This window comes from Cellulomonas sp. C5510 (assembly GCF_019797765.1).
Classification (GTDB): Bacteria; Actinomycetota; Actinomycetes; order Actinomycetales; family Cellulomonadaceae; genus Cellulomonas.
Map to the genome: position 1 here is coordinate 2,490,766 of NZ_CP081862.1, position 26,672 is coordinate 2,517,437.

Here is a 26,672-nt window from a genome sequence, read left to right on the forward strand (position 1 = left end):
CTAAGCCCAGGACCCGGGCCCGGGCGGTGGCCTGCGCACGGCCACGGCCGCCGATCCCTGGCGTCGTCGGCGGCCGCAGGTAGGGTTTCCGGCATGGGTCTGTTCCGGAATCGCCGGTCGCGCCGCGACCCGGACCGACCGGGTCCTGCGCCGCAGCCCGGGGGCGCCTCCGGTGCGCCCGTGCCGGGCCGCGGCAGCCGCACGGGGACGGGTCCCGGCACGGTCACCGTCGACGACGGCCGGCCCGCACCGCTCACGCCCGAGCGCGTCCGACGGTGGTTCGAGGACCACGACTTCCACTACTTCGTCGACAACGACGGCGACCTGGGCGGCCTGTGGCGGGGACGGCTGTTCTACTTCTTCCTGTTCGGCGACCAGCAGGAGATCCTCCAGGTCCGCGGGCAGTGGAACCGGGAGATCGCGATCGAGCGCCTCGAGGAGGTGCTGGACGCCTGCACCGAGTGGAACGCCGAGCGGATCTGGCCGAAGGCGTACGTGCGGGTCCGCGACAACGGCATGGTGCACGTCGTGGCGGAGGTGTCCACCGACCTGGAGCACGGCGCGACCGACGAGCAGCTCAGCCAGCTCCTGTTCTGCGGTGTGTCGACGTCCAGCACGTTCTTCGACGCGATCGACGAGCTGTACCCCGACCCGGCGGCGGTGGCCCCGTGACGGCGCGCACGCCCGGGTGGCTGTCCCGCGTCCTCGCGCCGCGCACCGCGCAGGGCCCCGGTGAGCGGCGCGTCGCCCCGCAGGCCCGGCCCACGCCGCTCACCCGCGACCGCGTCGCCGCGACGCTCTCCGCGCGGGGTTACCACTTCCGCGTCGACGAGGACGGCGACCTGACCGGTGTCTGGAACGACTCGCGGTTCTGGTTCCTGCTGCTCGGCGAGCACGAGGAGATCCTCCAGGTCCGGGGCCGGTGGCACCGCCAGCTCCCGGTGGACGGCCGGCGGACCGTGGCGCTCGCCCTGAACGACTGGAACCGCGAGCGCATCTGGCCGAAGCTCTACCTCCGCGAGGAGGAGGGCCAGGTCGCGGTGTACAGCGAGGTGTCGACCGACCTGGAGCACGGCGTCACCGACGAGCAGCTCGACCAGCTCGTGTCGTGCGGCCTCGGCACCGGGGTGCAGGCGTTCGCGTCGTTCGAGACGCTGCTGCCGCCGCAGGTCTGACACCGCGCCCGGTACCGGAGCGGCACCGGGCGGCACCCGCGCAGGGGTCGTCCCCCGCGCGGCTCGGCGCACCTCAGCGCGGCCCGGCGCCGACCGTCGGCAGGCCCAGCAGCACCGGCGCCGCCGGTCCGCCGGCTCCCGCCCCGGTGCCGCAGGCGTCGCCCGCGCCGCTGTGCGCGTGGTCGTCCCCGCCCTGCTGCCCGCGCTCCCACGCGTCGCCCGCGCGGGTGCGGCGCACCGCGAAGGTGCCGCCGTGCGCCCCGGAGTCGGCCTCCAGGTGGTGCGGAGCCGCCCGGGTGATGTCGACCGTGACCAGGTCGCCGGGCCGGGGCGCGTCGCCGGGGTCCAGGCCGTCGGGCAGGGACAGGTGCACGAGGCGGTTGTCGGCGGCGCGACCGGACAGGCGCCGGGTCTCGCCGTCCTTGCGTCCCTCGCCCTCGGCCAGCAGCACCTCGACCGTGCGCCCCACCTGGGCCTGCATCTCCTCGAGCGCGATGCGGTCCTGCAGCGCGACCAGGCGCTCGTAGCGCTCCTGCACGACGGCCTTCGGGAGCTGGTCCGGCAGGTCGGCCGCGGGGGTGCCGGGGCGCGGCGAGTACTGGAACGTGAACGCGGAGGAGAACCGGGACGCCTCGACCACCCGCAGCGTCTCCGCGAAGTCCTCCTCGGTCTCCCCGGGGAACCCGACGATGATGTCGGTCGTGATCGCGGCGTGCGGCATCCGCTCGCGGACCCGGTCGAGGATGCCCAGGAACTTCTCGGACCGGTAGGACCGCCGCATCGCCCGCAGGATGCGGTCGGAGCCGGACTGCAGCGGCATGTGCAGGCTCGGCATCACGGCGGGCGTCTCCGCCATCGCCGCGATGACGTCGTCGGTGAACGCCGCCGGGTGCGGGGAGGTGAACCGCAGCCGCTCGAGCCCGGGGGTGGCGCCGGCGGCGCGCAGCAGCTTCGCGAACGCGCCGCGGTCGCCGAACTCGACGCCGTAGGAGTTCACGTTCTGCCCGAGCAGCGTCACCTCGATCGCGCCCTGCTCCACCAGCGCGGAGACCTCGGCCAGCACGTCGCCCGGACGCCGGTCGCGCTCCTTGCCCCGCAGGTGCGGCACGATGCAGAACGTGCACGTGTTGTTGCACCCGACGCTGATCGACACCCAGCCCGCGTACACCGACTCGCGGCGCGTCGGCAGTGTCGAGGGGAAGACCTGCAGCGACTCCTCGATCTCGACCTCGGCGGCCCGGTTGTGCCGCGCCCGCTCCAGCAGGACCGGGAGCACGTCGAGGTTGTGGGTGCCGAACACGACGTCCACCCAGGGCGCGCGCTCGACGATCCCCGAGCGGTCCTTCTGGGCGAGGCAGCCGCCCACGGCGATCTGCATCCCGCCGGGGCGCGAGCGCTTCGCCCCGGCGAGCCGGCCGAGGTTGCCGTACAGGCGGTCGGCGGCGTTCTCGCGCACCGCGCACGTGTTGATGACGATGACGTCGGCGTCCTCCGCGGCCGCGGCCTCCGGCGACGCGGCGACGTAGCCGGCCTGCTCGAGCATGCCCGCCATGTGCTCGGAGTCGTGCACGTTCATCTGGCACCCGAGCGTCTTCACGAGGTAGGTGCGCGGGGCGGCACCGGCGGTCGGGACGGCGAGGTCCGCGAGGCCGGTCGCGGCGGGGGGCGTGGTCGTCGTGCTCATCGCGGACAAGGGTACGTCCGTCCCCCGCGGGCCCTCGCGAGCGGCCGCGACCCGGTGCGCCGACGCTGCCCGAGGGCCCCGGTCACGGCGATCCTGTGACCGTCCCGTGACCCGAACGGGTGGCGCCTGTCACATCCGCCGCCTAGGTTCCGAGGATGGCGCAGCCCGACCCGGCCCCGGCCCCCGCAGCAGCACACCCGCCCGGCGGCGAGCCCCTCGTCGTCCTGGACCACGTCAACAAGCACTTCGGCGACCTGCACGTGCTGCAGGACGTCAGCCTCACCGTGCACCGCGGCGAGGTGGTCGTCGTGATCGGCCCGTCCGGCAGCGGCAAGTCGACGCTCTGCCGCACGATCAACCGGCTCGAGACCATCGAGTCCGGCACGATCACGCTCGACGGCCGGCCGCTGCCCGCGGAGGGACGCGAGCTGGCGCGGCTGCGCGCGGACGTCGGCATGGTGTTCCAGTCGTTCAACCTGTTCGCGCACCGCACCGTCCTGCAGAACGTCACGCTCGGCCTGCGCAAGGTGCGGCGCCTCGGGGCGTCCGAGGCCCGGGATCGGGCGATGGAGCTGCTCGAGCGCGTCGGCGTCGCGAGCCAGGCCCGCAAGCTGCCCGCCCAGCTCTCCGGCGGGCAGCAGCAGCGCGTCGCGATCGCCCGGGCGCTCGCCATGGAGCCGAAGGTGATGCTCTTCGACGAGCCGACCTCCGCCCTCGACCCCGAGATGATCAACGAGGTGCTCGACGTCATGGTGGCTCTGGCCGGTGAGGGCATGACGATGGTCGTCGTCACGCACGAGATGGGGTTCGCCCGCCGTGCGGCCGACCGCGTCGTCTTCATGGACGGCGGCGCGGTGGTCGAGGAGGCCGACCCCGAGACGTTCTTCACGGCCCCGCGCAGCGACCGCGCCCGCGACTTCCTGTCGAAGATCCTCACCCACTGACCGGCCCCCCGGGCCCTGCGCGACCCGGACCGGCGTCCCCCGACCCCTACCCGCCCGACCGCCCCTGGCGACACCGCACCGACCGGAACCCGGCACGACACGACACGACACGACCGATACGCGACCCGAGGAGAGCCCGATGAGAACCCGCACCGCAGGACCGATCGCCCTGGCCGCCGCCTCCGTCCTCGCCCTGACCGCCTGCGGCGGCTCGGACGACGGCGACGGGGCCAGCCCGGAGGTCTCCGACGTCGAGGCCGCCGACTTCCCCGAGGGGTCCACGATGGCGGAGCTCGCCGAGGCCGGCTCCCTCACGATCGGCACCAAGTTCGACCAGCCGCTGTTCGGGCTGGTCGGGCCGGACGGCACGCCCGAGGGCTTCGACGTCGAGATCGGCCGGATCATCGCCGGCGCGCTCGGCATCCCCGAGGAGGGCATCGACTGGACCGAGACCATCTCCTCCAACCGGGAGTCGTTCATCCAGTCCGGCCAGGTCGACATCGTCATCGCGACGTACACGATCAACGACGAGCGCAAGGAGGTCGTGTCGTTCGCCGGCCCGTACTACGAGGCCGGGCAGTCGATCCTCACGCTCGCGGAGAACGAGGACATCCAGGGCCCGGACGACCTCGCCGGGAAGAAGGTCTGCACCGTCTCCGGCTCGACGCCCGAGGCGAACCTGCTCGAGAACTTCCCGGACACCGAGGTCGTGCCGTTCGGCGCGTACTCCGACTGCCTCGAGCCGCTGCGGGGCGGCCAGGTCGACGCCATGAGCACCGACAACGTGATCCTCGCCGGGTTCGCGGCGGACGACCCCACCTTCGAGGTGCGCGGCGAGCCCTTCACCGAGGAGCCGTACGGCATCGGGCTCGCGCTCGACGACACCGACTTCCGGATGTGGATCAACGACGTGCTGGAGCAGTCGTATGAGGACGGCACGTGGACCGAGGCGTGGGAGGCCACGGCCGGCACCGTCCTGCCGACGCCCGAGCCGCCGGCCGTCGACCGGTACTGACGCCGCGGGTGGCGCCGGGCGACCCCGCCCGGCGCCACCCGTCCCGCTCCCGCCGCACGCCGTGGAGGACCCTGCGTGGACCTGATCGCCGACAACCTGCCGGCCTACCTGAACGGCTTCCGCCTGACGCTGCAGCTCACGCTGCTGGCCGGCGCTCTCGCGCTCGTGGTCGGCACCGTCCTCGCCGCGCTGCGCGTGTCGCCGCTGCCGACCCTGCGGGGCGCGGCCGTCGCGTGGGTGGAGCTGCTGCGCAACACGCCGCTCACCCTCGTGTTCTTCTTCCTCGTGTTCGTCGCGCCGCAGTTCGGGATCCTGCCGCCGCTCGGGTTCTGGACGGCCGTCATCGCGCTGTCCGCCTACACGTCGGCGTTCGTCTGCGAGGCGGTGCGATCCGGCATCAACGGCGTGCCGGTCGGGCAGGCGGAGGCCGCCCGGGCCATCGGGCTGACCTTCGGGCAGACCCTCGGGCTCGTGGTGCTGCCGCAGGCGGTGCGGTCCGTGGTGCCGCCGCTGATCAACGTCCTCATCGCGCTCGCGAAGAACACCTCCGTCGCGGCCGGGTTCGCCGTCGTCGAGCTCACCGCCGCCGGCCGCCGCGTCGCCCTCGCGAACCCCGCCGAGGCCATCCAGGCGCTTGCCGGGGTCGCGGTGTTCTACCTCGTCCTCACCATCCCGGCCGGCTACCTCGCCGGGGTGCTCGAGCGGAAGGTGGCGTTCGCCCGGTGACCCCGACCCGCCACGACCGCCGCACCCACGAGCCCGAGGGGGAACCGCGATGAGCTCCGTCCTGTACGACCAGCCCGGCCCGCGCGCCCGCCGGCGGGAACGCATCGGCTCGGTCGCCGGCGCGCTCGCGCTGATCGTCCTGCTCGCCCTGGCCTACCGGTACGCCGAGCAGCGCGGCCTGTTCGGGGCCGACCGCTGGGACGTCCTCTACGACCCGCCCAAGAACCAGACCGCCGAGGACGTCTGGCGCTCCATGGTCGTCGTCGGGCTCGGCGCGACCCTGCGCGCGGCGGTGGTCGCCGCGCCGCTCGCCCTGGTGCTCGGGCTGGTGCTCGCGATGTGGCGCACCACCCGGATCGGCTGGCTGCGCGCGCCCGCGACCGTCGTCATCGAGCTGTTCCGCGGCCTGCCCGTGCTGCTGATGATGCTGTTCGCGCTGCTCGGCTTCGGGTGGGACGCGTTCGCCGCCGTGGTGTTCGGTCTCACCGTGTACAACATGGCGATCATCGCCGAGATCCTGCGGGCGGGCCTGGCCTCGCTGCCCCGCGGCCAGTCGGAGGCGGCCGCGGCGATCGGGCTGTCGCGGTGGCAGACGATGCGCCTCGTGCTGCTCCCGCAGGCGGTGCGGACCATGCTCCCGAGCCTCGTCGCGCAGCTCGTCGTGCTGCTCAAGGACTCGTCGCTCGGGTTCATCGTGGGCTACCCCGAGCTGCTCAAGGCCATGCAGAACAACGCCCAGTACTTCGGGAACCGGTACTACGTGGCGCTGTTCGTGCTCGGCGCGGGCACCTACCTCGTGGTGAACCTGTCGCTGACGCGGCTCGCGGTGTGGTTGCAGGGCCGCAGCGCGCGCACCGCCGGGCGCTCCGGCACGGACCCGGCGCTCACCGCGGCGGCGGCCGCGACCGCCGGCGGGGGCCCTGGGGGTACCGGGTCGGCGGTCTGACGGTCCGGCGGCACGGCGGCGCTCCTGCGGGACGGCGGTCCGCGGGCGCGCGCGGGTCAGCCGGCGGTCGCGCTCGCGCGCACCTCGCGCACCACCGTCACGGTGATCTCGCCCGGGTAGGACAGGTCCCGCTCGATGTGCCGGGCGATCTCCACCGCGAGCTGCCCGAGGTCGGTGTCCGGGACCTGCGACGGCTCCACGACGACCCGCATCTCCCGCCCGGCCGCCATGGCCAGCGCACGACGCACGCCCGCGTGGCCGGCGACGAGCTCCTCGAGCTTCTCCAGCCGCTCGACGTGCTGGTCGACGTCCTCGCGGCGGGCACCCGGGCGGGACGCCGACATGGCGTCCGCCACCTGGACCAGCACGGCCTCGACCGTCTCCGCGGGCACCTCGTCGTGGTGCGCGGCGATCGCGTTGACCACTGCCGGCGACTCGCCGTGGCGCTCCGCCAGCGCCGCGCCGACCGTCGCGTGGGTGCCGGGCACCTCCCCGGTGAGCGCCTTGCCGACGTCGTGCAGCAGCGCGGCACGGCGCGCGACCTCGACGTCCGCACCGAGCTCCCCGGCGACCTGCGCCGCCAGCAGCGCCGTCTCGACCACGTGGTCCAGCACGTTCTGCCCGAACGAGGTGCGCAGCCGCAGGCGGCCCAGCACGCGCACGAGCTCGGTGTCCAGACCGCGGACGCCGGCACGCTCGGCCGCCGCGAGCCCGGCGTCGTCCGCGCGGTCGTCGGCGCCCGCGACCGCCTCGGCGTACGCGGCCTCGATGCGCTGCGGGTTGATCCGCCCGTCCGCCATGAGCGCCTCGAGGGCGACCTGGGCGACCTCGCGGCGGTCCGCGTCGAAGCACGAGAGCACGACGGCGTCGGGTGCGTCGTCGACCAGCACGTTGACACCGGTGAGCGCCTCGAACAGCCGGATGTTGCGGCCCTCCTTGCCGATGATCCGGCCCTTCATCTCGTCCGACGGCAGCGGCAGCAGCGTCACGGTGCTCTGGCTGCTCGTCGCGACCGCCGTGCGCTGTGCGGCGGTCGCGAGGACCCGCCGCGCCCGGGCGTCCCCGGTGCGCCGAGCCTGCGCCTCGATGCGGCGGACCGTCGCGGCGGCGGACGCCTGGGCCTCCGCCGTGACCCGGCGCACCAGCTCCGCGCGCGCCTCCTCGGCGGTGAGCCCCGAGGCCGCCTCGAGCTGGTCGAGCGCCTCCCGCTCGGCGCGGGACCGCACCTCCGCCGCCTCGCGCGCGGCGGATGCCCGCAGCTCCGCCGCGTCCCGCTCGGCGGCCGCCCGCGCGTCCGCCGCGCCGCGCCGGAGCTCCTCCGCGGCCTCCCGCGCTGCCGCGGCTGCGCGCTCCTGCTCGGCGGCCGCCCGCTCGCGCGCCGTGGCCGCACGCTCCGCGACCGCCGCGGACTCCTCACGCCCTGTGGCACGGACCTCGCGACGCTGCGCGTCCGCCAGGGAGGCGCGCGCCTCGTCGCGGATGGACTGCACGTCCTCGTGCGCCTGCCGGCGGACCGCTGCCGCCTCCCGCCGGGCGACGAGCACGAGCACCAGGGCGACGAGGCACGCCAGCAGGAGGCCGATGACGACCGCGACGTCCTGCACGGGCACGCTCCTCGTCCGGGACGGGCCGAGGCCGGGAGGCCCTGGCGACTGGGATCGGTTCGGTCGCGCGGGCCGTCGGGCACCGCTCGGCGCGGCGCGCCCGGCTGCCGGCACGACGGTCCATTCTCCACCCCGCCCCGGGCGTCACGACGCACGACGCACGGACGGGGGCGAGCCGCCGTGCGGCACCGCGGGCGTGCCGGCGACGAGCCGGGCCGCCTGCGCCCGGACGGCGCACGCGATGACGATCGCTGCGACCGCCGAGCACGGTGGTCGGCGCGGGCGACGGGGCTCGGCGCCGGCGTCAGCCGTCGAGGTCCGCGGCCTCCGCCGCCAGCTCCTCGCGCACGACGCGGGCGACGAGCTCGCCGCCGTAGCCCTTGCGGCCGAGCGCGCCGTACGCGCGCCGCAGCCGCGTCTCCCGGTCGAGGCCGCGCGTGGCGGAGAGCTTCTTGCGGGCGAGCGCGCGCGCCGCCCGTTCCTCGTCCTCGTCGTCCACCTGCGCGAGCGCGTCGCGGGCGGTCACGTCGTCGACGCCGCGGCGCCGCAGCTCCTGCGCGATGCCGCGCCGCGACATCCCCCGTTCGGCGTGCCGGGTGCGGACGAGCATCTCGGCGTACGCGCTGTCGTCCACGAGCCCCACGTCCGTGAAACGGTCGAGCACCCGCTCGGCGACCTCTTCCGGGACGTCCTTGCGTGCCATCGCCTCGGCGAGCTGCGCCCGGCTGCGCGGCGCCCCGGTCAGCAGGCGCAACGCGACGGACCGTGCGACCGACTCGGGGTCGGGCTCGGCGTCCGTCGCCGCGGGGCCGCTCGCCGGGGGCTCGCCCGCCGGTGCCCTGCGCCGCCCCCGCGTGGGGCGTGGGCCTCCCGCGCCGGAACGGCTCCGGGACGACCCGGGACCACGGTCGGCATCCCCCTCGTCGGACGGGACGCCGCCGACGTCCCGGGAGCCTGCCGACCGGCCACGCGCTCCGGACGCCCGCCGCGCGGAGGTCGGACCGTCGCCGGTCGGCCGGGCGAGGACCTCGGCCACGCGTTCCGCGAGCTCGGCGGCGGTGGGGCGCACCGAGGGGTGAGTGGCGGAACGAGCGCTGGGCCGCTCGGCAGCGGTCGTGTCGGCGGCCGGCCCGTGCTCAGCGGGCATCCGGGCGGGACGGTCGTGAACTCGCTCGGACACGTCCTGCCATGCCGACCGCTCGGGCGCGTCCTGCGATGCCGGCCGCTCGGGCACGTCCTCCCACACGGACGGCACGGGTCGGTCGTCGTCCCACACGGAGGGCGCGACGTGCCGCTCGGGCGCCTCGGCTGCTGCGGCCGGGCGGTCGTCCCGCACTGCCGGCTCGTCGTCCCAGGCCGACGGGTCGGCCGCGGAGCGGTCGTCCCACGCCGACCCGTCAGCGGCCTCCGGGACGTCCCACGGCCCGGGCCGGCCGGACGCACCGCGTCCGGCCGGCCGCGCGACCTGATCGTGCTCGGCCGGCATCAGAAGTCGACCTTCACCTCCGCGCCGGCCGGGACGTCGACCTTCGCACCGATGCCGAGCTTCTCCTTGATCTTCTTCTCGATCTCCGCCGCCAGGTCCGGGTTGTCACGCAGGAACCCGCGCGCGTTCTCCTTGCCCTGACCGAGCTGGTCGCCCTCGTAGGTGAACCAGGAGCCGGACTTGCGGATGAAGCCGTGCTCCACACCCATGTCGATGAGGCCGCCCTCACGGGAGATGCCGACGCCGTAGAGGATGTCGAACTCGGCCTGCTTGAACGGCGGCGCCATCTTGTTCTTGACGATCTTGACGCGGGTGCGGTTGCCGACCGCGTCCGACCCCTCCTTGAGGGTCTCGATGCGCCGGATGTCCATGCGCACGGAGGCGTAGAACTTGAGCGCCTTGCCACCGGTCGTCGTCTCGGGCGAGCCGAAGAACACGCCGATCTTCTCGCGCAGCTGGTTGATGAAGATCGCCGTCGTCCCGGAGGCGTTGAGCGCACCGGTGATCTTGCGCAGCGCCTGCGACATGAGGCGGGCCTGGAGGCCGACGTGGCTGTCGCCCATCTCGCCCTCGATCTCCGCCTTGGGCACGAGCGCCGCGACGGAGTCGATGACGATGATGTCGATCGCACCCGAGCGGATCAGCATGTCCATGATCTCGAGCGCCTGCTCACCGGTGTCCGGCTGGGAGACGAGCAGGGCGTCGGTGTCGACACCCAGCTTCTTCGCGTAGTCCGGGTCCAGCGCGTGCTCGGCGTCGATGAACGCCGCGATGCCGCCGGCGCGCTGCGCGTTCGCGACGGCGTGGAGCGCGACGGTCGTCTTGCCGGAGGACTCCGGGCCGTACACCTCGACGACGCGGCCCTTGGGCAGGCCACCGATGCCGAGCGCGACGTCGAGGGCGATCGAGCCGGTCGGGATCACCTCGACAGGGGCACGCCCCTCTTCGCCGAGGCGCATGATCGAGCCCTTGCCGAACTGGCGGTCGATCTGGCTGAGTGCGGCCTCGAGGGCCTTCTCGCGGTCCTGGGGAGCGGGCATGTCACACCTCGTCGTCTCGTGCAGCGTCGCGCTGCGCCTGCGGGGGCTGGTCTCCGTGTCGTGCTGTGACGCTATGCCCGACCACCGACATGCACCCCGCGTCGTCCACAGGCCCCGCCGCCGTCCCACCTGTGGACGGCTCCGCGGCCCGCGCCCGACCCGCGGCGCGTCACGTCGGCCACAGTACCCGAACACCTGTTCGACTCGACATCCGCGCGCCCCGGCGTGTCGTGCGGCGTCAGACGAGGCCCGACAGCCCCTCCGCCTCCCCCAGCCGCACCGCCTGGCCCGGCGCCAGCAGCAGCGGCCGCGCGCGCGCCCCGCGGTCCAGCGCCCGGGCGAACGCCGGGCCCGCGCGGTCCATCCACCCGGGCGGCAGCCGGCGCGAGGCCGGAGCGTGCAGCGTCCCCCAGTGCACCGGGACCGCCCAGCGCGCACCGACCTGCTCGCAGACCTCCGCGGCCTGGACGGGGTCCATGTGCCCGCCCGACAACCGCGGTCCCCAGCCGCCGACGGGCACGAGCGCGACGTCGAGCGGACCACCGGCCAGCTCCGGCAGGCGGCGCATCTGCGGGTAGGGCGCGGTGTCCCCGGCGAACCACACCCGCAGGCCGGGTGCCACCACGAGGAAGCCGTGCGCCGCGTTCGGCCGGTGCGGCATCGGCCGGTGCCCGTGCACCGCCGGCACCAGACGGACCCGGACGTCCGTCCCGGGCACCGTCCACCACTCCTCCGGCCCCAGCCCCACCGCGTCCAGGCCCTGGTGCGCGAGCCAGTGCGCGTTGGCCCCGGCCGCCAGCACGGGCACCCCGGGGAGCAGCCGGAGAGACCCGAGCTCCGCGTGGTCGTGGTGCAGGTGGGACACCAGGACCGCGCTCGGACCCGCCCAGTCCGCGGCTCGGGGGGCGGGCGCCCGGCGGCGCAGCAACCCGGCGTGGGGGCGCAGGAGCGGGTCCGTGAGCAGGCGGGCGCCGCCGACGTCGAGCACGACCGTCGCGTGCCCGAGCCACCGCAGGGTCGCCCCGGCCGCCGGGGCGGTCCCGGGGGCGGCGCCGGAGGTCACGAGCCGTCCCCGGGACGGAGCCGCCCCGCGGGCCCCGCTGCCGGCGCCGCACCTTCCTCCCCGGCGGCAGCAGGCGGCGTGGCGTCCCGGCGGAGCCCGAGCGCGGTGGCCCAGCGCAGCAGCTGGTGGTGGACCCGGTCGGCGCCGACGGCGATGCGCTCGCCGTCCACGTCCTCGAGCAGGTCGTCGTCGACCGGCAGCTCCGCGGGGTGCAGGAGGACCGCCCGGTTCTGCGGGCCCCCGAGACCGCCGTGCGAGCCGACCTGGCCCTCGAAGGCGTGCACCCGCCCGCCGGGCGTGACGTCGGAGAGGACCACGAGGTCCCCGACGTGGCCCAGGCGCCCGAGCCGCCGGAGGTCCGCCGTGGCGCGGGGACCGTAGCGGGCCACCGGGTCGGTGCCGTCCACCGCGGGCAGGCCGTCCGCCCCGTCGGGCTCGAGCCACGCGATGCCACCGGTCCCCACCGCGGCGAGCCCGCGCGCGGCGGTGTCGACGAGCACGAGGCCGATGCCCGGCGTCGAGGCGAGTCCGCGGACCAGTCCCGGCCAGCGCGTCTCGATCTCCTCCAGCACCAGGCGCCGGGGCTCGCGCGGGAACCAGACCATGCCGAGGTTGCCCGAGCCGGTCACCGCGACCTCGGGGGGTGGGGCACCGTCCCCGGCCGCGGTGCGCTCGCCGTCCCGCCGGTCCTTGCCGGGAGGACCGAGCACGACCGCGCGGTCCTCCCCGTGGCGCGAGGCCGCGGAGGACAGGAAGGCGTTGAGCGGCCCCCACTCCTCGTCGGAGGCGGCCTGGACGGCGTCGACCTCCGGGGCACCGCCCGGGCCCCCGTGCCGCGCCCCGGCGCGCCCTCCGCCCGCGCCCCCGGCAGCGCCGGGCGTCCCGCCCCACGACGGCTCCTCGCGGCCGGCGGACACGAGGCGCCGCACGGCCTCGACCAGCGGCTCGCCGGCGACCTGCGCGAACGTCGGGCCGAGCGCCTGCCCGTGGTCGGACAGCACGACCACCCGGTAGTCGCGCGGGGCCGCGGCGGCGACCCGCTGCAGCGTGTCCAGCACTCCGTCGAGACCGTCGAGCGCACGCAGCGACTCCGGTCGGGTGGGCCCGGCGTGGTGGGCGATCTCGTCGTAGTCGACCAGGTCGACGAACACCACGGGCGCACCGCGGACGAGCTGCTCGGCGACGAGGGACGTCGCGAGGTCACGCAGCAGCACGTTCGTGACACCGCGCAGCACCACGTACCAGCCGCGGCGCGGCACCCGCGGACGCACGTCGCGGACCCGCTGGCGACGGCCCTGGTAGAGCTCCTTGACCATCTCCCCGACGGTGAGCGTCACGGCGCGCGCCAGCACGAAGGGGCTCGCGAAGAACCGGAGGTAGGAGGTCCCCGGGCCGATGCCGCGCCGGGCCTGGCTCATGACGAGGAGCTGCCGGGCGGCGTCGCCGGAGAACATCGTCGACACGGCCGCTCCCCCGTCGGCCAGCAGCCCGCGGCCGTCGGACAGCCGCCGTTCGACCATCGCGGCGTCGTCGGGGTGGTTGGTGACGACGAGCCGGCCCGCCTCACGGTCCCACCACCGGAACGAGGGGATCGCGTCGGCGGCGCCGTGCAGCAGCCCGGCCTGGCTCGCGGGCGTGGTCGAGGGCGCCTGCGCCCACCAGCTCGTCAGCCGGTGGCTGCCGGACTCGAGCCAGCGCGCCATCGTGGGGGCCAGCCCGGCGTCGAGAGCCTGCTCCAGCACCGCCGTGCCCACGCCGTCGAGCTGGACGACCAGCAGCCCGGGCGGGCGGTGGTCGGGGACGGCGCCGCCGCCCTCCCCCGCGCGGCGTGCCCGCGCGCGGGCGCGCCGCAGGACGTCCCCGACGACGTAGTCCGAGTCGGACGCGCCCCACACCCAGCGGCCCACCGCCATGACGCAGGCCGTGATGACGAGCACCTGGACGACGGCCCACGCGCTGCGCACCTCGAGGCCCGGGCCGAGCGAGAGCGCCAGCCACACGACCGCCACCTGCGCGCCGAGCCCGGCGACCAGCGCCCCCATGGCACCGCCCACCCGCGCGAGCACGCGCAGCGGCGGGCGCAGCACCAGGTCCCCCGCGCCGACCAGCAGCGCGGCGAGCACCACCGCGCCGGGGTTGGTCGCCCGGACCCCGTCCACCACCGCGATGGCGACGCCCAGGCCGACGGCCGTCGTGACCAGCCCGAGCAGTGCGTCGCCGACGTCGCTGAGCGTGACCGACCACCAGCCACGACGCGGGCGCGGGTCGTCGGACGGCACGGTCCCAGCCTGCCACGCGGGCGCCGCCCGCGGACCGGTCCCGCCGACCTCCGCGACAGCGCCGGTTCAGCGGCGCGGCGGTGCCTGCCGGTGGCGGTCGGCGCCCCAGCGCTGCGGGTCGGGGACGTCCAGCTCGTCGCACAGCGCGTGCCACACGTCCCGGGGCTCCACTCCGGCGTCCAGCGCCTGCTCCGCCGTGCGGCCGTCGAGCCGCGGCAGGACGAGCTCGTGCACGAGCACCCGGCCGTGGGCGCTGCCGAGCACCTCGTCGACCAGCTGCCAGAACTCCCGGTACCGCACCGCGCCTCCCGTCCCTCCGCCGGGGCGGTCCACCGGACCGCCCCGGCCGAGCGTACGTGCGCGGCGCGCCCGGCTCACACCGGCCGGCAGGGCGGCTGTCGGTGGCCCGCGCCAGAATGACGGGGTGACGCCACCCCCGCCGCCGGACGCCCCCACCGGCACCGACGTGCTCGACCGGTTCTCGGCGCCGACCCGGGACTGGTTCCGCGGGGCGTTCGCCGGCCCGACCGCCGCGCAGGCCGGCGCGTGGGACGCGGTGTCGACGGGACGGCACGCGCTGGTCGTCGCGCCGACCGGCTCGGGCAAGACGCTCGCGGCGTTCCTCTGGGCCCTCGACCGGATCGTCGCGGAGCCCTCCGGCGGACCCGACGGCGCGCCGGACCCGGACGCGGACCCGCTGCAGCGCTGCCGCGTGCTCTACGTCTCGCCGCTGAAGGCGCTCGCGACCGACGTGGAACGCAACCTGCGGTCGCCGCTCGTCGGCGTCCGGCAGGCCGCGACGCGGCGCGGCGTGACGCTCCCGGAGGTGCGCGTCGGCGTGCGCACCGGGGACACCCCGCCGAGCGAGCGCCGGGCGTTCGCGACCAAGCCGCCCGACATCCTCATCACCACGCCCGAGTCGCTGTTCCTCGTGCTCACGTCCGGCGCGCGCGCCGGGCTCGCGGGCGTGCGGACCGTCATCCTCGACGAGATCCACGCCGTCGCCGGGACCAAGCGGGGTGCGCACCTCGCGGTGTCGCTGGAGCGGCTGGACGCGCTGCTCGACCGACCCGGCGGGCCGGGTCCGGCCCAGCGCGTCGGGCTGTCCGCGACGGTGACGCCGGTCGACCGCGTCGCGGCGTTCCTGTCGGGCGGGCGGCCCCCGGCCGAGGGCGGCCGCGAGGTCGTGGTCGTGCAGCCGCCGTCGAGCAAGGAGATCCGGGTCGACGTCGTCGTGCCGGTGCCCGACCTCACGGACCTGGCCGCGCCGCTGCCCGGCGACGGGTCCGGCGGGCGCCCCGGCGCACCCGCGCCGGGGGACGGCGTGGCCCCCCTGGCCCCGGGCGAGCGCGACCTCACGGGGCAGGCGGCGGCCGAGGGCGGCACCCGCCCGTCCATCTGGCCGCACGTGGAGGAGCGGGTCGTCGACCTGGTCGCCGAGCACCGGTCGACCCTGGTGTTCACCAACTCCCGCCGCGGCGCCGAGCGGCTCACCGCCCGCATGAACGAGGTGTGGGCGGAGCGGCAGGGCGAGGACGTGCCGGACCCCGGCACGCTCTGGGCCGCGCAGGTCACGGCGCAGTCCGGCACGGCCGTCGGCGTCGACGTGCGGGACGCCACGACGATCCTCGCCCGCGCGCACCACGGCTCGATGAGCCGCGCCGAGCGCACCCGCACCGAGTCCGAGCTCAAAGCCGGGCGGCTGCCCGCGGTCGTCGCGACGTCGTCGTTGGAGCTCGGCATCGACATGGGCGCGGTGGACCTCGTCGTCCAGGTCGGCGCCCCGCCGTCCGCCGCGAGCGGGCTGCAGCGCATCGGCCGGGCGGGCCACCAGGTCGGCGCCGTGTCGCACGGCGTGGTCTTCCCGACGTTCCGCGGGGACCTCGTGCCCGCGGCGGTGACGGCGCTGCGGATGCGGGCCGGTCAGATCGAGCCCGTCGCGGTGCCCGCGAACCCCCTCGACGTGCTCGCGCAGCAGGTCGTGGCGATGGTCGCCACCGAGGACTGGACCGTCCACGAGCTCGCCGCGGTCGTGCGGCGGGCGGCCCCGTTCGCGACGCTGGGTGACGCCACGCTGCGCGCGGTGCTCGACATGCTCGCGGGCCGGTACCCCAGCGAGGAGTTCGCCGAGCTGCGTCCCCGCATCCTGTGGGACCGGGCCACGGACGTGCTCAGCGCGCGGCCGGGCGCGCTGCGACTCGCCGTCACCAGCGGCGGCACGATCCCGGACCGCGGGCTGTACGGCGTGTTCCTCGCGTCGGGCTCGGAGACCGCCGACGTCCCGGTCGACCCGGAGCGCTCGGGCGGACGGACCCGCGGCGGCAAGCGGGTCGGCGAGCTCGACGAGGAGATGGTCTACGAGTCGCGCGTCGGCGACACGTTCACGCTGGGGTCGAGCACCTGGCGCATCGAGGACATCACGCCCGACCGCGTGCTGGTCACGCCGGCGCCGGGCGTGCCCGGCCGGCTGCCGTTCTGGAAGGGCGACTCGCAGGGGCGCCCCGCGTCGCTCGGCCGGGCGATGGGGGCGTGGGCGCGCGAGGTCGCCGACCTGCCCGACGCCGACGCCCGAGCGCGGGTGCGGGAGGCCGGTCTCGACGACTGGGCGGCGGACAACCTGCTGGGCTACCTGCGGGAGCAGCGCGCCGCGACGGGTGCGCTGCCCAGCGACGTCACCGTCGTCGTCGAGCGGTTCCGGGACGAGCTCGGGGACTGGCGCGTCGTCGTCCACTCCCCCTACGGCGCCCGGGTGCACGCGCCGTGGGCGCTGGTGCTGGGGGCCCGGCTGCGGGAGCGGTTCGGCGTGGACGCCGCCGCGATGCACGCCGACGACGGCATCGTGCTGCGCCTGCCCGACGTGCTCGCCGCCGCATCCGACCCCGTCGGCGACCTGCTGGGCTGGTCCGCGCCCGACGCGTGGTCGACGGACGGTGCCGCGGCGAGCGCGCCCGGCGGCCTCGCGGACCCGGTGCCCGTCGACGCCGGAGACCTGCTCATCGAGCCCGACGAGGTCGCCGACGCCGTCCGCACCGAGCTCGGGGGCTCCGCGATGTTCGGCGCCCGGTTCCGGGAGGCAGCGGCGCGCGCACTGCTGCTCCCGCGCCGCCGGCCCGACCGGCGCCAGCCGCTGTGGCAGCAGCGGCAGCGGTCCGCCCAGCTCCTGGGCGTCGCGTCGCGGTACCCCGACTTCCCGATCCTCCTGGAGGCCGTGCGCGAGTGCCTGCAGGACGACTTCGACATCGACGCGCTCGTCGAGCTGATGCGGGACGTCTCCGCCGGGCGCGTGCGGGTCGTCGAGGTGACGACCGCCCGGCCGTCGCCGTTCGCCCAGTCGCTGCTGTTCGGGTACACGGCGCAGTTCCTGTACGACGGCGACGCCCCGCTGGCCGAGCGTCGGGCGGCCGCACTCACCCTCGACCCCACGCTGCTGGAGGAGCTGCTCGGCGGGGGCGGCGGCTCGCAGGTGGCGGACCTCCTCGACCCCGACGCGGTGCTGCGCACCGAGGCGGAGCTCACCGGCACCGACCCGGACCGCCAGGCGCGCACCGCCGAGCAGGTGGCGGACGTGCTGCGCCGGCACGGCCCGCTGCCGCTGGACGGTGTCGAGGCCCGCACCCGGGAGGACGTCCGCGGCGACGTGGCGGGCTGGCTCGCGGACCTCGAGCGCGCGCGGCGGCTCATCCGGGTGAGGATCTCGGGCGTGAGCGGCGCCGGCGCGGAGCAGTGGGCCGCGGTGGAGGACGCGGGCCGGCTGCGCGACGCCCTCGGGGTCGCTCTGCCGGTCGGCGTCCCGGAGGTCTTCACGGAGGTGCTGCCCGACCCGCTCGGCGACCTGCTGCGCCGGCACGCCCGCACGCACGGGCCGTTCACCGCGGCGCACGCGGCAGCGCGGTTCGGTCTCGGCACGGCGGTCGTGCAGTCCGCACTGCGGCCCCTGGAACGCGCCGGCGTGGTGGTCCAGGGCCGGCTGCGACCGGACGCCCTCGGCGGCGTCGGGGACGAGTACTGCGACGCCGACGTCCTGCGCACGCTGCGACGCCGGTCGCTGGCGGCACTGCGCTCGGAGGTCGAGCCGGTGCCCCAGGTGGCACTCGGCCGGTTCCTGCCCGTGTGGCAGCACGCGACCGCCCGGGCCGACCGCCCGGCGCCCGGCGCCCTGCGCGGGGCCGACGGACTCGCGCGGGCCGTGGAGCAGCTCGCGGGCGCGGTCGTCCCCGCGTCGGCGCTCGAGTCGCTGGTGCTGCCCGCCCGCGTGGCGGACTACTCGCCGGCGCTCCTGGACGAGCTGACCGCCGCCGGCGAGGTGCTGTGGGCGGGTCACGGGACGCTCCCCGGCCGGGACGGCCTGGTCAGCCTGCACCTCGCGGGCACGGCCGACCTGACGCTGCCGCCGCTCGCCGCCCCGGACGACGACCCCGCCGCCGCCCACCTGGCCACCCCGCTGCACCGGGCCCTCGTGGCTGCGCTGCAGGGCGGTGGCGCGTACTTCGCCGGGGCGCTCGCCTCCCGGGTGGCCGGCGACCTCGAGGAGCCGGCGAGCCAGTCCGCCGTCGTCGACGCCCTGTGGGACCTCGTCTGGGCGGGGCTGGTCACCAACGACGGCCTGGCCCCGCTGCGGGCCCGGCTCGCCGGCGGACGGACGGCGCACCGCGCCCCCGCCGGGCCGGGGGCGTCCCCGCGGGCCCGCGCCCTGACCATGGGCCGCTACGGCGGGCGACCGGGCCTGCGCGGTTCCGGCCTCGGGCTGCGCAGCCCGGGTCTCGCCGGCGTGCCCGCGCCGGGCGTCCCCGCGGCGGGCGAGGGTGGTGGACGCTGGTCGATGCTGCCCCCGCGGGAGACCGACCCGACACGGCGCGCGCACGCGCTGGCGGCGCAGCTGCTCGACCGCCACGGCGTGCTGACCCGCGCCGTCGCGCCCGCTGAGGGCATCTCCGGGCAGTTCGCCGCCGTCTACCGGGTGCTGGCCGCGCTGGAGCAGGCGGGACAGGTGCGGCGCGGCTACTTCGTGGAGCACCTGGGCGGCTCCCAGTTCGCGCTGCCCGGCGCCGTGGACCAGCTCCGCGCCGACGCCCGCACGCTGGAGCGGCTGGCCGAGCAGTCCGCGCCGCCCGACGCCGACCGCGCCGTCGCGCTGCTCGCCGCGACCGACCCCGCGAACCCGTACGGTGCCGCGCTCGCCTGGCCAGCGCGCGCGGACGCGTCGACCGGTCACCGGCCGGGGCGCAAGGCGGGCAGCGTCGTCGTGCTGGTGGACGGGGAGCTCGCGCTGTACCTCGAGCGCGGCGGCCGCACCGTGCTGACCTTCACCGAGGACGACGACGTGCTGCGCCTCGCGACCGCACGCCTCGCCGACGCCGTGCGGGAGGGCCGGCTCGGTCGCGTCACGCTCGTGCGCGCGGACGGCGAGGAGCTGCTCGGTGCCTCGGGGACACCGCTCGGGCGGGCGCTCGCCGCGGCCGGGTTCGGGGCCACGCCCCGGGGGCTGCGGCTGCGCGGTGCGCGGTGACCGCCGACCCGCCGCCCGCAGCGGGCGCTCCCGACCGCGGGCACAGGGGACGCAGGGGGCACCGCCGTGCCTGAGGGCGACATCCTGCGCCGCACCGCCCGGAGGCTCGACGAGGCGCTCGCCGGCCGCGAGCTCGTGCGCGCCGACCTCCGCTGGCCGACCGCCGCCACGGTGGACCTGGTGGGGCGCACCGTGCTCGGCACCGCGTCGTACGGCAAGCACCTCCTGACGCGGTTCGACGACGGCCGCACCCTGCACACGCACCTGCGGATGGACGGGTCGTGGCGGGTGGCCCGCACCGGCACGCCCGGCGCTCGCGCGGCCGGCCCGGCCGTCCGGGCGGTGCTCGGCGCCGCGACGTGGACGGCGGTCGGCGAGCTGATCGGGATGCTCGACGTCGTGCCGACGCGCGACGAGCACACCCTCATCGGTCACCTGGGACCCGACCTGCTGGCCGACGACTTCGAGACGACGGGCCTGCCCGAGGCGCTGCGGCGCTGGGAGGCCCGCGGCGCGACACCGGTGTGCGAGGTGCTGCTCGACCAGACCGTCGTCGCCGGCATCGGGACGATCTACATGGCCGACTCGCTGTTCCTCGAGCGCATCTGGCCGTGGACCCCCGCCGACGAGGTGGCGGACCCCGGCCGGCTGCTGCGCGTCGCCCGGGCGATCATGCTCCGCTCCGTCGGCACCCCGCTCCCCAGCACGACGGGCGAGACGTACCGGGGCCGCACGACGTGGGTCCACGGGCGCCTGCGCGAGCCGTGCCGCCGCTGCGGCGCACCGGTGCGGCGGGGGCTCGCGGGGGCCCCGCCGCGGGAGCGTCCGGCGTACTTCTGCGGGGTGTGCCAGCGCCCCGCGACGGCCCACCACTGACCGCCCCGGACGCGACGACGCCCGGCCGTCCCGCCGAGCGAAGGGCGGGAGCGACCGGGCGTCGCGTGTGCGTGGGGGCATCGTCCCCGCGGGTTCAGCCGACCGGTGCGAGCTCCGGACGGTGGCGGGTCCAGGAGCTGTCCTGGCCGCCGAGAGCCGACGCGAGGTCGACGGGGACCGTGTCGGGGATCAGCAGACCCTCGGCGACGGCGATGCGGTCGCTCACCTCGCGCAGCACGAGCGACAGGGGTACGTCGAGCGCCTCGCAGATGCTGGCCAGCAGCTCCGACGACGCCTCCTTCTGACCCCGCTCGACCTCGCTGAGGTAGCCCAGCGAGACACGGGCGGCGGAGGACACCTCGCGCAGGGTCCGACCCTGCCGCTGGCGGGCATCCCGCAGCACGTCACCGATCTCTCGGCGCAACACGACCATCCGGCGTCCTCCTCTCATGTCCCGATCCTGCTCCTGCCGCACCGCCGGGGCGCCCGCGGGCGCGGTCCTGACGAGTGCGACACCCTTATGGCCCCGCGTGGGGAGGCTCCCACCGTACATGTCGCCGCCGCGTCGGGCAGCGCCGGGACGGGCGGACGGCCTGGTGTTCATCACGTGTGGTCCAACGCGGGCGCCGGGCCCCGTGTTCCCGGACCACCGCCCCCGGGCGCCTCCCGCACGGCCCGCAGCGCCTCCGCGAGGACGGCGTCGCAGGTCGCAGCCCGGATCGCCTCGCGGTCGCCCGCCAGCGCCAGCGTGCGCACCACCGAGCCCGTCGGCGTCGACACCGCGACGTGGACGGTCCCGGGTGAAAACCCGTCCTGCGGGTCCGGACCGGCGACACCTGTGGTCGCGAGCCCGACGTCGGCGCCGAGCAGCGGACGCACCCGTTCCGCCATCTGCCGGGCGACCTCGGGGTGCACCGCGCCGCGCGCGGCGAGCAGCTCCCGGTCGACGCCCAGCACCGAGCCCTTCACGTCCGTGGTGTACGCCACGACCCCGCCGCGCAGCGACCGGGACGCCCCTGGGACCTCGACCAGCTCGGCGGCGACCAGCCCACCCGTCAGCGACTCGGCGACCGCGACGGTCCAGCCGCGTTCCCGCAGCGCCGCGAGCAGCGCGGCCGCGCGCCCGGCGTCACCGTGCCCGGACGGCAGGCTCATCGCGGCGACGCCACCGCCCCGCCGTCACCGCGGGGCGACGTCGTCCCGGTCTCGGCCGCCCGGAGCGTGGCGTCCGGATCCCCGCCCGCGGCGTGCTCCCGGCGCACCCGAACCGCGGTGCGCACGTAGTCGGCACCGGTCACGAGCGTGACCACGACGGCCGCTCCCATGAGCACAGCGGCCACGACGTCCACCCACGCCGGCAGCGAGCCGAGGGGCAGCAGGTACAGACCGACCGCCAGCGACTGCAGCACCGTCTTGATCTTCCCGCCTCGCGACGCCGGCAGCACGAGGTAGCGCAGCAGGAAGAACCGCATCGCCGTGATGCCCAGCTCGCGCGCGAGGATCGCCGCGGTCACCCACCACGACAGCTCCCCCAACCAGGACAGCGCCACGAGGGCGGTCCCGATGAGCGCCTTGTCGGCGATCGGGTCGAGCAGCTTGCCGAGGTCGGTCACCAGCCCGAACCGTCGCGCCAGGTACCCGTCCACCCGGTCGGTCGCCGCCGCGAGGGCGAACAGCGCCGTCGCGACGAGGCGCCAGGCGACGTCCTCGCCGCCGTCCACGAGCAGCGCCCACGCCACGAACGGCACCACGACGATGCGCAGCACCGTCAGGACGTTGGCGACGTTCCACGGCGAAGGGCGGCTCACCCCGACAGCCTACGGGCAGCTGTCCCCTGCCTCCGAGCGCAGCGCCGCGCGAGCAGGTCAGCGCAGGTCGTCGGCGTCGTCGAAGTAGTCGACGGCCTCGGGGGGCTCGCCGGGCATCCGGCCGTCCGGAGCCGCGTACCGGTCCCCCTCCCCGGCGGGCTCGCCACCGGGATCCCCGCGGAGCATCGCGAGCGTCCCCGGCAGGTCGTCGGGGGTCACGAGCACCTCGCGCGCCTTCGAGCCCTCGGACGGGCCGACGATCTCGCGCGACTCCAGCAGGTCCATGAGGCGACCCGCCTTCGCGAACCCGACGCGGAGCTTGCGCTGGAGCATCGACGTCGACCCGAACTGCGTCGTGACGACCAGCTCCGCGGCCTGCAGCAGCAGGTCGAGGTCGTCGCCGATGTCCTCGTCGACCTGCTTCTTGGCCGGCGCCGCCGCGACGTCCTCGCGGTACACGGGCTTGAGCTGCTGCTTCACGTGCTCGACGACGGTGTGGATCTCCGACTCCGTGACCCAGGCGCCCTGCGTGCGCATCGGCTTCGCCGCGCCCATCGGGAGGAACAGCGCGTCGCCCTGCCCGATGAGCTTCTCGGCACCCGGCTGGTCCAGGACGACGCGGGAGTCGGTGAGGGACGACGTCGCGAACGCCAGCCGCGACGGCACGTTCGCCTTGATGAGGCCGGTGACCACGTCGACCGACGGGCGCTGCGTGGCGAGCACGAGGTGGATGCCGGCGGCGCGCGCGAGCTGGGTGATCCGCTGGATCGACGCCTCGACGTCCCGCGGGGCCACCATCATGAGGTCCGCGAGCTCGTCGACGATCACGAGCAGGTACGGGTACGGCGCGATCTTCCGCTCGGAGCCGGGCAGCGGCTTCACCTTGCCGGCCTTCACCGCGACGTTGAAGTCGTCGATGTGCTTGAACCCGAACATCGCGAGGTCGTCGTACCGCGCCTCCATCTCCCGGACCACCCACTCCAGGGCCTCGGCGGCCTTCTTCGGGTTGGTGATGATCGGGGTGATGAGGTGCGGGATGCCCTCGTAGATCGTGAGCTCGACGCGCTTCGGGTCGACCAGCACCATGCGCACCTGGTCCGGCGTGGACCGCATGAGGATCGACACGATCATCGAGTTCACGAACGACGACTTGCCCGCGCCGGTCGCGCCGGCGACCAGCAGGTGCGGCATCTTCGCGAGGTTCGCCGTGACGTAGCCGCCCTCGACGTCCTTCCCGACGCCGATGACCATCGGGTGCTCGGAGCGCCGCGCCGCGCTCGACCGGAGCACGTCGCCGAGCGACACGGTCTCGCGGTCGGTGTTGGGGATCTCGATGCCGATCGCGGACTTGCCGGGGATCGGCGACAGGATGCGCACGTCAGCCGACGCCACGGCGTACGCGATGTTCTTGCTGAGCGCCGTGACGCGCTCGACCTTGACGCCCTTGCCGAGCTCGACCTCGTACCGCGTGACGGTCGGCCCGCGCGTGAAGCCGGTGACCTGAGCGTCGATCTCGAAGTTCTCCAGGACGCTCGTCAGCGCCTCGACCACGCGGTCGTTCGCGGCGGAGCGGACCTTGTGCGGCGCGCCCTTCGCCAGCGAGTCCTCCGACGGGAGGGTGTAGAGCACGTCGCCGCCGAGCATCGGCTGCTCGCCGCGGGGCACGCCCGTGGTCGGCGGCGGCACCGGCTCGTGCGACGTCGACACCGCCGTGACGGCCTCCGTCGGCGCGGTGCCGGGCGGGACCGTGCCGCCGTGCGACGCCGAGGCGTCGGCCGTCCCGGGCGCGTCGAGCTCCTCCGGCTCGAGGACGGCGGTCGCCTCCTCCTCGCGGCGGCGCGCCTCGACGTACGCGGCACGCTCGAACGCCTCGTCACCCGCGTACCCGTCGAGCCGGTCGTCGTCCGGGACGGGGGCTGCGGCGGCGCGCCGCAGCCGCGCCAGCAGCCCGCGGCGGGACGGCTTCCCGGGCGGCTCCTCGACGGCGGTGTGCCCGGCGTTGATGACCAACGGGGCGTCGTCGTCCTCGGGCTCCTCGTCGCGGTGGTTGCCCGTGAGCCGGTCGTACAGGGCGCGCAGGCGCGGGCCGATCTGGTTCACCGGGGTCGCCGTGACGACCAGCACGCCGAAGAACGCGAGCAGGACCAGCAGGGGCACGGTCGCCCACACGGTGACCAGGCTGACCAGGGGGGTGCCGACCAGGTAGCCGACGATGCCGCCCGCGTCCCGGACCGCCTCGAAGCCGCCGGACGGCGCCGGCAGGCCCTGCTGGACGTGCACCAGCCCGCAGGCGGCCAACGTGATCGCCGTCAGCCCGATCGTGATGCGCGAGTTCGCCTGGTTGCGGTCGGGGTGCCGCATGAGCCGGACCGCGATGCCCACCAGCACCACCGGGACGGCGGCCGCGACGCGTCCGAACGTCCCCGCGACCACCACGTGCACGGCGTCGCCGGCCATGCCGTCGAGGCCCCACCACTCCCGCGCGGCGACGACGATGGCGAGCGCGAGCAGGAAGAACGCCGCCCCGTCACGCCGCAGCGCCGGGTCGAGGTCGCGGGCACCGTGGCCGATGCGTCGTGCGGCGCCGCCGACGACGTGCGCGCAGCCCATCCACAGACCCCGGACCATCCGCACCGGCAGAGCGGGCCGCGGGGCGGGTGCAGGGCCGCGCGAGCCGGACGAGCGCCCCGCCGGAGCCGCGGCGCGGGCGCGCGACGACGGCGCAGCCGCACGGGTGGCGGTGGAGGACGGACGTGCGGCCATGATCCTCACGGTAGCCGCGCCGGGACGTCCTGCGCCGCAGGCGCCCCGGCGTGGCCCGCGTCAGGCCTCGACGACCACCGGGATGATCATCGGCCGGCGGCGGAGCCGGTTCGACACCCAGCGTCCCACGACCCGCCGCACGACCTGCTGGAGCTGCTGCGTGTCGACCGCTCCGGACCGCGTCGCGTCCTCCAGCGCCGTCACGACGTCGGGGAGGATCGTCTCGAACACCGCGTCGTCCTCGGCGAACCCGCGTGCCTGGATGGTCGGCGTCGCCAGGACCTTGCCGTCCGTCGAGCTCACGACCGCGAAGATCGAGATGAAGCCCTCGTCGGCGAGGATCCGGCGGTCCTTGAGGTCGGTCTCGGTGATGTTGCCGACGCTCGAGCCGTCGACGAACACGTACCCGCACGGCACCGCGCCGACGACGCTCGCGCGCCCGTCGACCAGGTCGACGACCACACCGTCCTCCGCGAGCACGACCCGGTCGGCCGGGACCCCGGACTTCACGGCGAGGGCGCCGTTCGCGACCAGGTGGCGGACCTCGCCGTGGACCGGCATCACGTTGCGCGGTCGCAGGATGTTGTAGCAGTACAGGAGCTCGCCGGCGCTGGCGTGGCCGGAGACGTGCACCTTCGCGTTGCCGCCGTGCACGACGCGCGCCCCGAGCCGGGTCAGGCCGTTGATGACCCGGTAGACCGCGTTCTCGTTGCCGGGGATCAGGGACGACGCGAGGATCACCGTGTCGCCGGGGCCCACGGAGATCTTGTGGTCGTTGTTGGCGATCCGCGACAGCGCCGCCATCGGCTCGCCCTGCGACCCGGTGCACATGAGCACCAGCTCGTCGTCGCGCAGGTCGCCGAGGCGCTTCGCGTCCACGAGGACGCCGTCGGGCACCTTGAGGTACCCGAGCTCGGCGGCGATCGTCATGTTCCGGACCATCGAGCGCCCCACCAGCGCGACCTTGCGGTCGTGCGCCGCGGCGGCGTCGAGGACCTGCTGCACGCGGTGCACGTGCGAGGAGAACGACGCGACGACGATCTTGCGGGCGGACGTGGCGAACACGCTGTCGAGCACCGGCCCGATCTCCCGCTCCGGGCTGACGAAGCCCGGCACCTCGGCGTTGGTGGAGTCGACCATGAACAGGTCGACGCCCTTCTCCCCCAGCCGCGCGAACGCGCGCAGGTCGGTGATCCGGCCGTCGAGCGGCAGCTGGTCCATCTTGAAGTCGCCGGTGTGCAGGACCGTGCCGGCCGGGGTCGTCACGGCGACGGCGAGCGCGTCCGGGATCGAGTGGTTCACCGCGACGAACTCGCAGGAGAACGCGCCGACTTGCTCGGTCTGCCCCTCCTTGACCGCGAGGGTCAGCGGCGTGATGCGGTGCTCCTTGAGCTTCGCCTCGACGAACGCCAGCGTGAGCTGCGAGCCGATCAGCGGGATGTCCTGCCGCAGGCGCAGCAGGTACGGCACGGCGCCGATGTGGTCCTCGTGCCCGTGCGTCAGGACGATGCCGTCGATGTCGTCGAGCCGGTCGGAGATGTAGTCGAAGTCCGGCAGGATCAGGTCGACGCCGGGCTGGTGGTCCTCGGGGAAGAGGACACCGCAGTCGACGACGAGCAGGCGGCCGCCGTACTCGAGGACCGCCATGTTGCGGCCGACCTCGCCGAGGCCGCCGAGGGCCACGATCCGCAGGCCGCCCTCCGGGAGCGTGGGCGGGAGGCCGAGGTCAGGGTGCGGGTGGGACATTCTTCTCCTGG

20 protein-coding genes are annotated in these 26,672 nt (G+C 75.7%); 8 read left to right on the plus strand and 12 right to left on the minus strand.

The window, feature by feature from the left end; translation table 11 throughout:
• Positions 1-93 precede the first annotated feature (93 nt).
• Both K5O09_RS11565 and K5O09_RS11570 read left to right on the plus strand, forming a co-directional pair.
• Positions 94-672: a YbjN domain-containing protein gene (locus tag K5O09_RS11565; RefSeq protein WP_222169692.1), complete on the plus strand. Its 579-nt coding sequence runs from the start codon at positions 94-96 to the stop codon at positions 670-672.
• Positions 669-1,175 carry a YbjN domain-containing protein gene (locus K5O09_RS11570; protein WP_255595330.1) on the plus strand — a complete coding sequence of 169 codons (507 nt, stop codon included), beginning with the start codon at positions 669-671 and terminating at the stop codon, positions 1,173-1,175. The genes K5O09_RS11565 and K5O09_RS11570 overlap by 4 nt, the downstream gene beginning before the upstream one ends.
• Positions 1,176-1,248: 73 nt before the next feature.
• Here the strand turns inward: K5O09_RS11570 and miaB are convergent, their stop codons facing one another.
• Positions 1,249-2,859 carry a tRNA (N6-isopentenyl adenosine(37)-C2)-methylthiotransferase MiaB gene (gene miaB, locus K5O09_RS11575; protein ID WP_222169693.1) on the minus strand — a complete coding sequence of 537 codons (1,611 nt, stop codon included), beginning with the start codon at positions 2,857-2,859 and terminating at the stop codon, positions 1,249-1,251.
• Positions 2,860-3,014: 155 nt separating this feature from the next.
• On the opposite strand from miaB, the gene K5O09_RS11580 reads away from it, so the two are divergent.
• The 4 genes from K5O09_RS11580 to K5O09_RS11595 all read left to right on the plus strand — a co-directional run bounded on the left by K5O09_RS11580 (position 3,015) and on the right by K5O09_RS11595 (position 6,490).
• A complete protein-coding gene (locus K5O09_RS11580) occupies positions 3,015-3,803 on the plus strand; it encodes an amino acid ABC transporter ATP-binding protein (protein WP_222169694.1) in 789 nt (262 codons plus the stop codon).
• A gap of 139 nt (positions 3,804-3,942) precedes the next feature.
• Entirely contained in the window at positions 3,943-4,818 is an 876-nt protein-coding gene (locus K5O09_RS11585) for a glutamate ABC transporter substrate-binding protein (protein ID WP_222169695.1), read from the plus strand.
• A 75-nt stretch (positions 4,819-4,893) separates the two neighbouring features.
• Positions 4,894-5,544 (plus strand): amino acid ABC transporter permease, encoded by a 651-nt coding sequence (locus tag K5O09_RS11590; protein ID WP_222169696.1) that lies wholly within the window; start codon positions 4,894-4,896, stop codon positions 5,542-5,544.
• Between the two features lie 49 nt (positions 5,545-5,593).
• Positions 5,594-6,490, plus strand: coding sequence for an amino acid ABC transporter permease (locus K5O09_RS11595; RefSeq protein ID WP_222169697.1), 897 nt, complete (start codon positions 5,594-5,596; stop codon positions 6,488-6,490).
• A 56-nt stretch (positions 6,491-6,546) separates the two neighbouring features.
• Here K5O09_RS11595 and rny read toward each other — a convergent pair whose 3' ends face one another.
• From rny to K5O09_RS11625, 6 genes are all read right to left on the minus strand, one after another.
• Positions 6,547-8,094 (minus strand): ribonuclease Y, encoded by a 1,548-nt coding sequence (rny, locus tag K5O09_RS11600; protein ID WP_255595333.1) that lies wholly within the window; start codon positions 8,092-8,094, stop codon positions 6,547-6,549.
• Between the two features lie 304 nt (positions 8,095-8,398).
• Positions 8,399-8,848: a regulatory protein RecX gene (locus K5O09_RS19215; protein ID WP_255595335.1), complete on the minus strand. Its 450-nt coding sequence runs from the start codon at positions 8,846-8,848 to the stop codon at positions 8,399-8,401.
• A gap of 731 nt (positions 8,849-9,579) precedes the next feature.
• Positions 9,580-10,620 (minus strand): recombinase RecA, encoded by a 1,041-nt coding sequence (gene recA, locus K5O09_RS11610; protein WP_222169699.1) that lies wholly within the window; start codon positions 10,618-10,620, stop codon positions 9,580-9,582.
• A 238-nt stretch (positions 10,621-10,858) separates the two neighbouring features.
• The gene (locus K5O09_RS11615) at positions 10,859-11,683 is read right to left on the minus strand and encodes an MBL fold metallo-hydrolase (RefSeq protein WP_255595337.1); all 825 of its coding nucleotides are present in this window, start codon (positions 11,681-11,683) and stop codon (positions 10,859-10,861) included.
• Positions 11,680-13,962: a phage holin family protein gene (locus tag K5O09_RS11620; RefSeq protein ID WP_222169700.1), complete on the minus strand. Its 2,283-nt coding sequence runs from the start codon at positions 13,960-13,962 to the stop codon at positions 11,680-11,682. The genes K5O09_RS11615 and K5O09_RS11620 overlap by 4 nt, the downstream gene beginning before the upstream one ends.
• A 66-nt stretch (positions 13,963-14,028) precedes the next feature.
• Complete coding sequence (locus K5O09_RS11625; RefSeq protein WP_222169701.1) at positions 14,029-14,262, minus strand: DUF3046 domain-containing protein; 234 nt, start codon at positions 14,260-14,262, stop codon at positions 14,029-14,031.
• A gap of 124 nt (positions 14,263-14,386) precedes the next feature.
• Between K5O09_RS11625 and K5O09_RS11630 the strand changes: the two genes are divergently transcribed.
• Together K5O09_RS11630 and K5O09_RS11635 are read left to right on the plus strand one after the other, a co-directional pair.
• Positions 14,387-19,468 carry a DEAD/DEAH box helicase gene (locus tag K5O09_RS11630; protein WP_255595340.1) on the plus strand — a complete coding sequence of 1,694 codons (5,082 nt, stop codon included), beginning with the start codon at positions 14,387-14,389 and terminating at the stop codon, positions 19,466-19,468.
• Positions 19,469-19,534: 66 nt separating this feature from the next.
• A complete protein-coding gene (locus K5O09_RS11635; protein ID WP_222169702.1) occupies positions 19,535-20,344 on the plus strand; it encodes a DNA-formamidopyrimidine glycosylase family protein in 810 nt (269 codons plus the stop codon).
• Positions 20,345-20,438: 94 nt separating this feature from the next.
• Here K5O09_RS11635 and K5O09_RS11640 read toward each other — a convergent pair whose 3' ends face one another.
• The 5 genes from K5O09_RS11640 to K5O09_RS11660 all read right to left on the minus strand — a co-directional run bounded on the left by K5O09_RS11640 (position 20,439) and on the right by K5O09_RS11660 (position 26,661).
• Positions 20,439-20,777 (minus strand): helix-turn-helix domain-containing protein, encoded by a 339-nt coding sequence (locus tag K5O09_RS11640; protein WP_222172749.1) that lies wholly within the window; start codon positions 20,775-20,777, stop codon positions 20,439-20,441.
• Positions 20,778-20,947: 170 nt separating this feature from the next.
• A complete protein-coding gene (locus K5O09_RS11645; RefSeq protein ID WP_222169703.1) occupies positions 20,948-21,499 on the minus strand; it encodes a CinA family protein in 552 nt (183 codons plus the stop codon).
• Positions 21,496-22,152 (minus strand): CDP-diacylglycerol--glycerol-3-phosphate 3-phosphatidyltransferase, encoded by a 657-nt coding sequence (pgsA, locus tag K5O09_RS11650; RefSeq protein ID WP_222169704.1) that lies wholly within the window; start codon positions 22,150-22,152, stop codon positions 21,496-21,498. Before pgsA ends, K5O09_RS11645 begins: the two co-directional genes overlap by 4 nt.
• A gap of 57 nt (positions 22,153-22,209) precedes the next feature.
• Complete coding sequence (locus K5O09_RS11655; protein WP_370635435.1) at positions 22,210-24,915, minus strand: DNA translocase FtsK 4TM domain-containing protein; 2,706 nt, start codon at positions 24,913-24,915, stop codon at positions 22,210-22,212.
• 60 nt (positions 24,916-24,975) lie between these two features.
• A complete protein-coding gene (locus tag K5O09_RS11660; RefSeq protein ID WP_222169705.1) occupies positions 24,976-26,661 on the minus strand; it encodes a ribonuclease J in 1,686 nt (561 codons plus the stop codon).
• Positions 26,662-26,672: the final 11 nt, after the last annotated feature.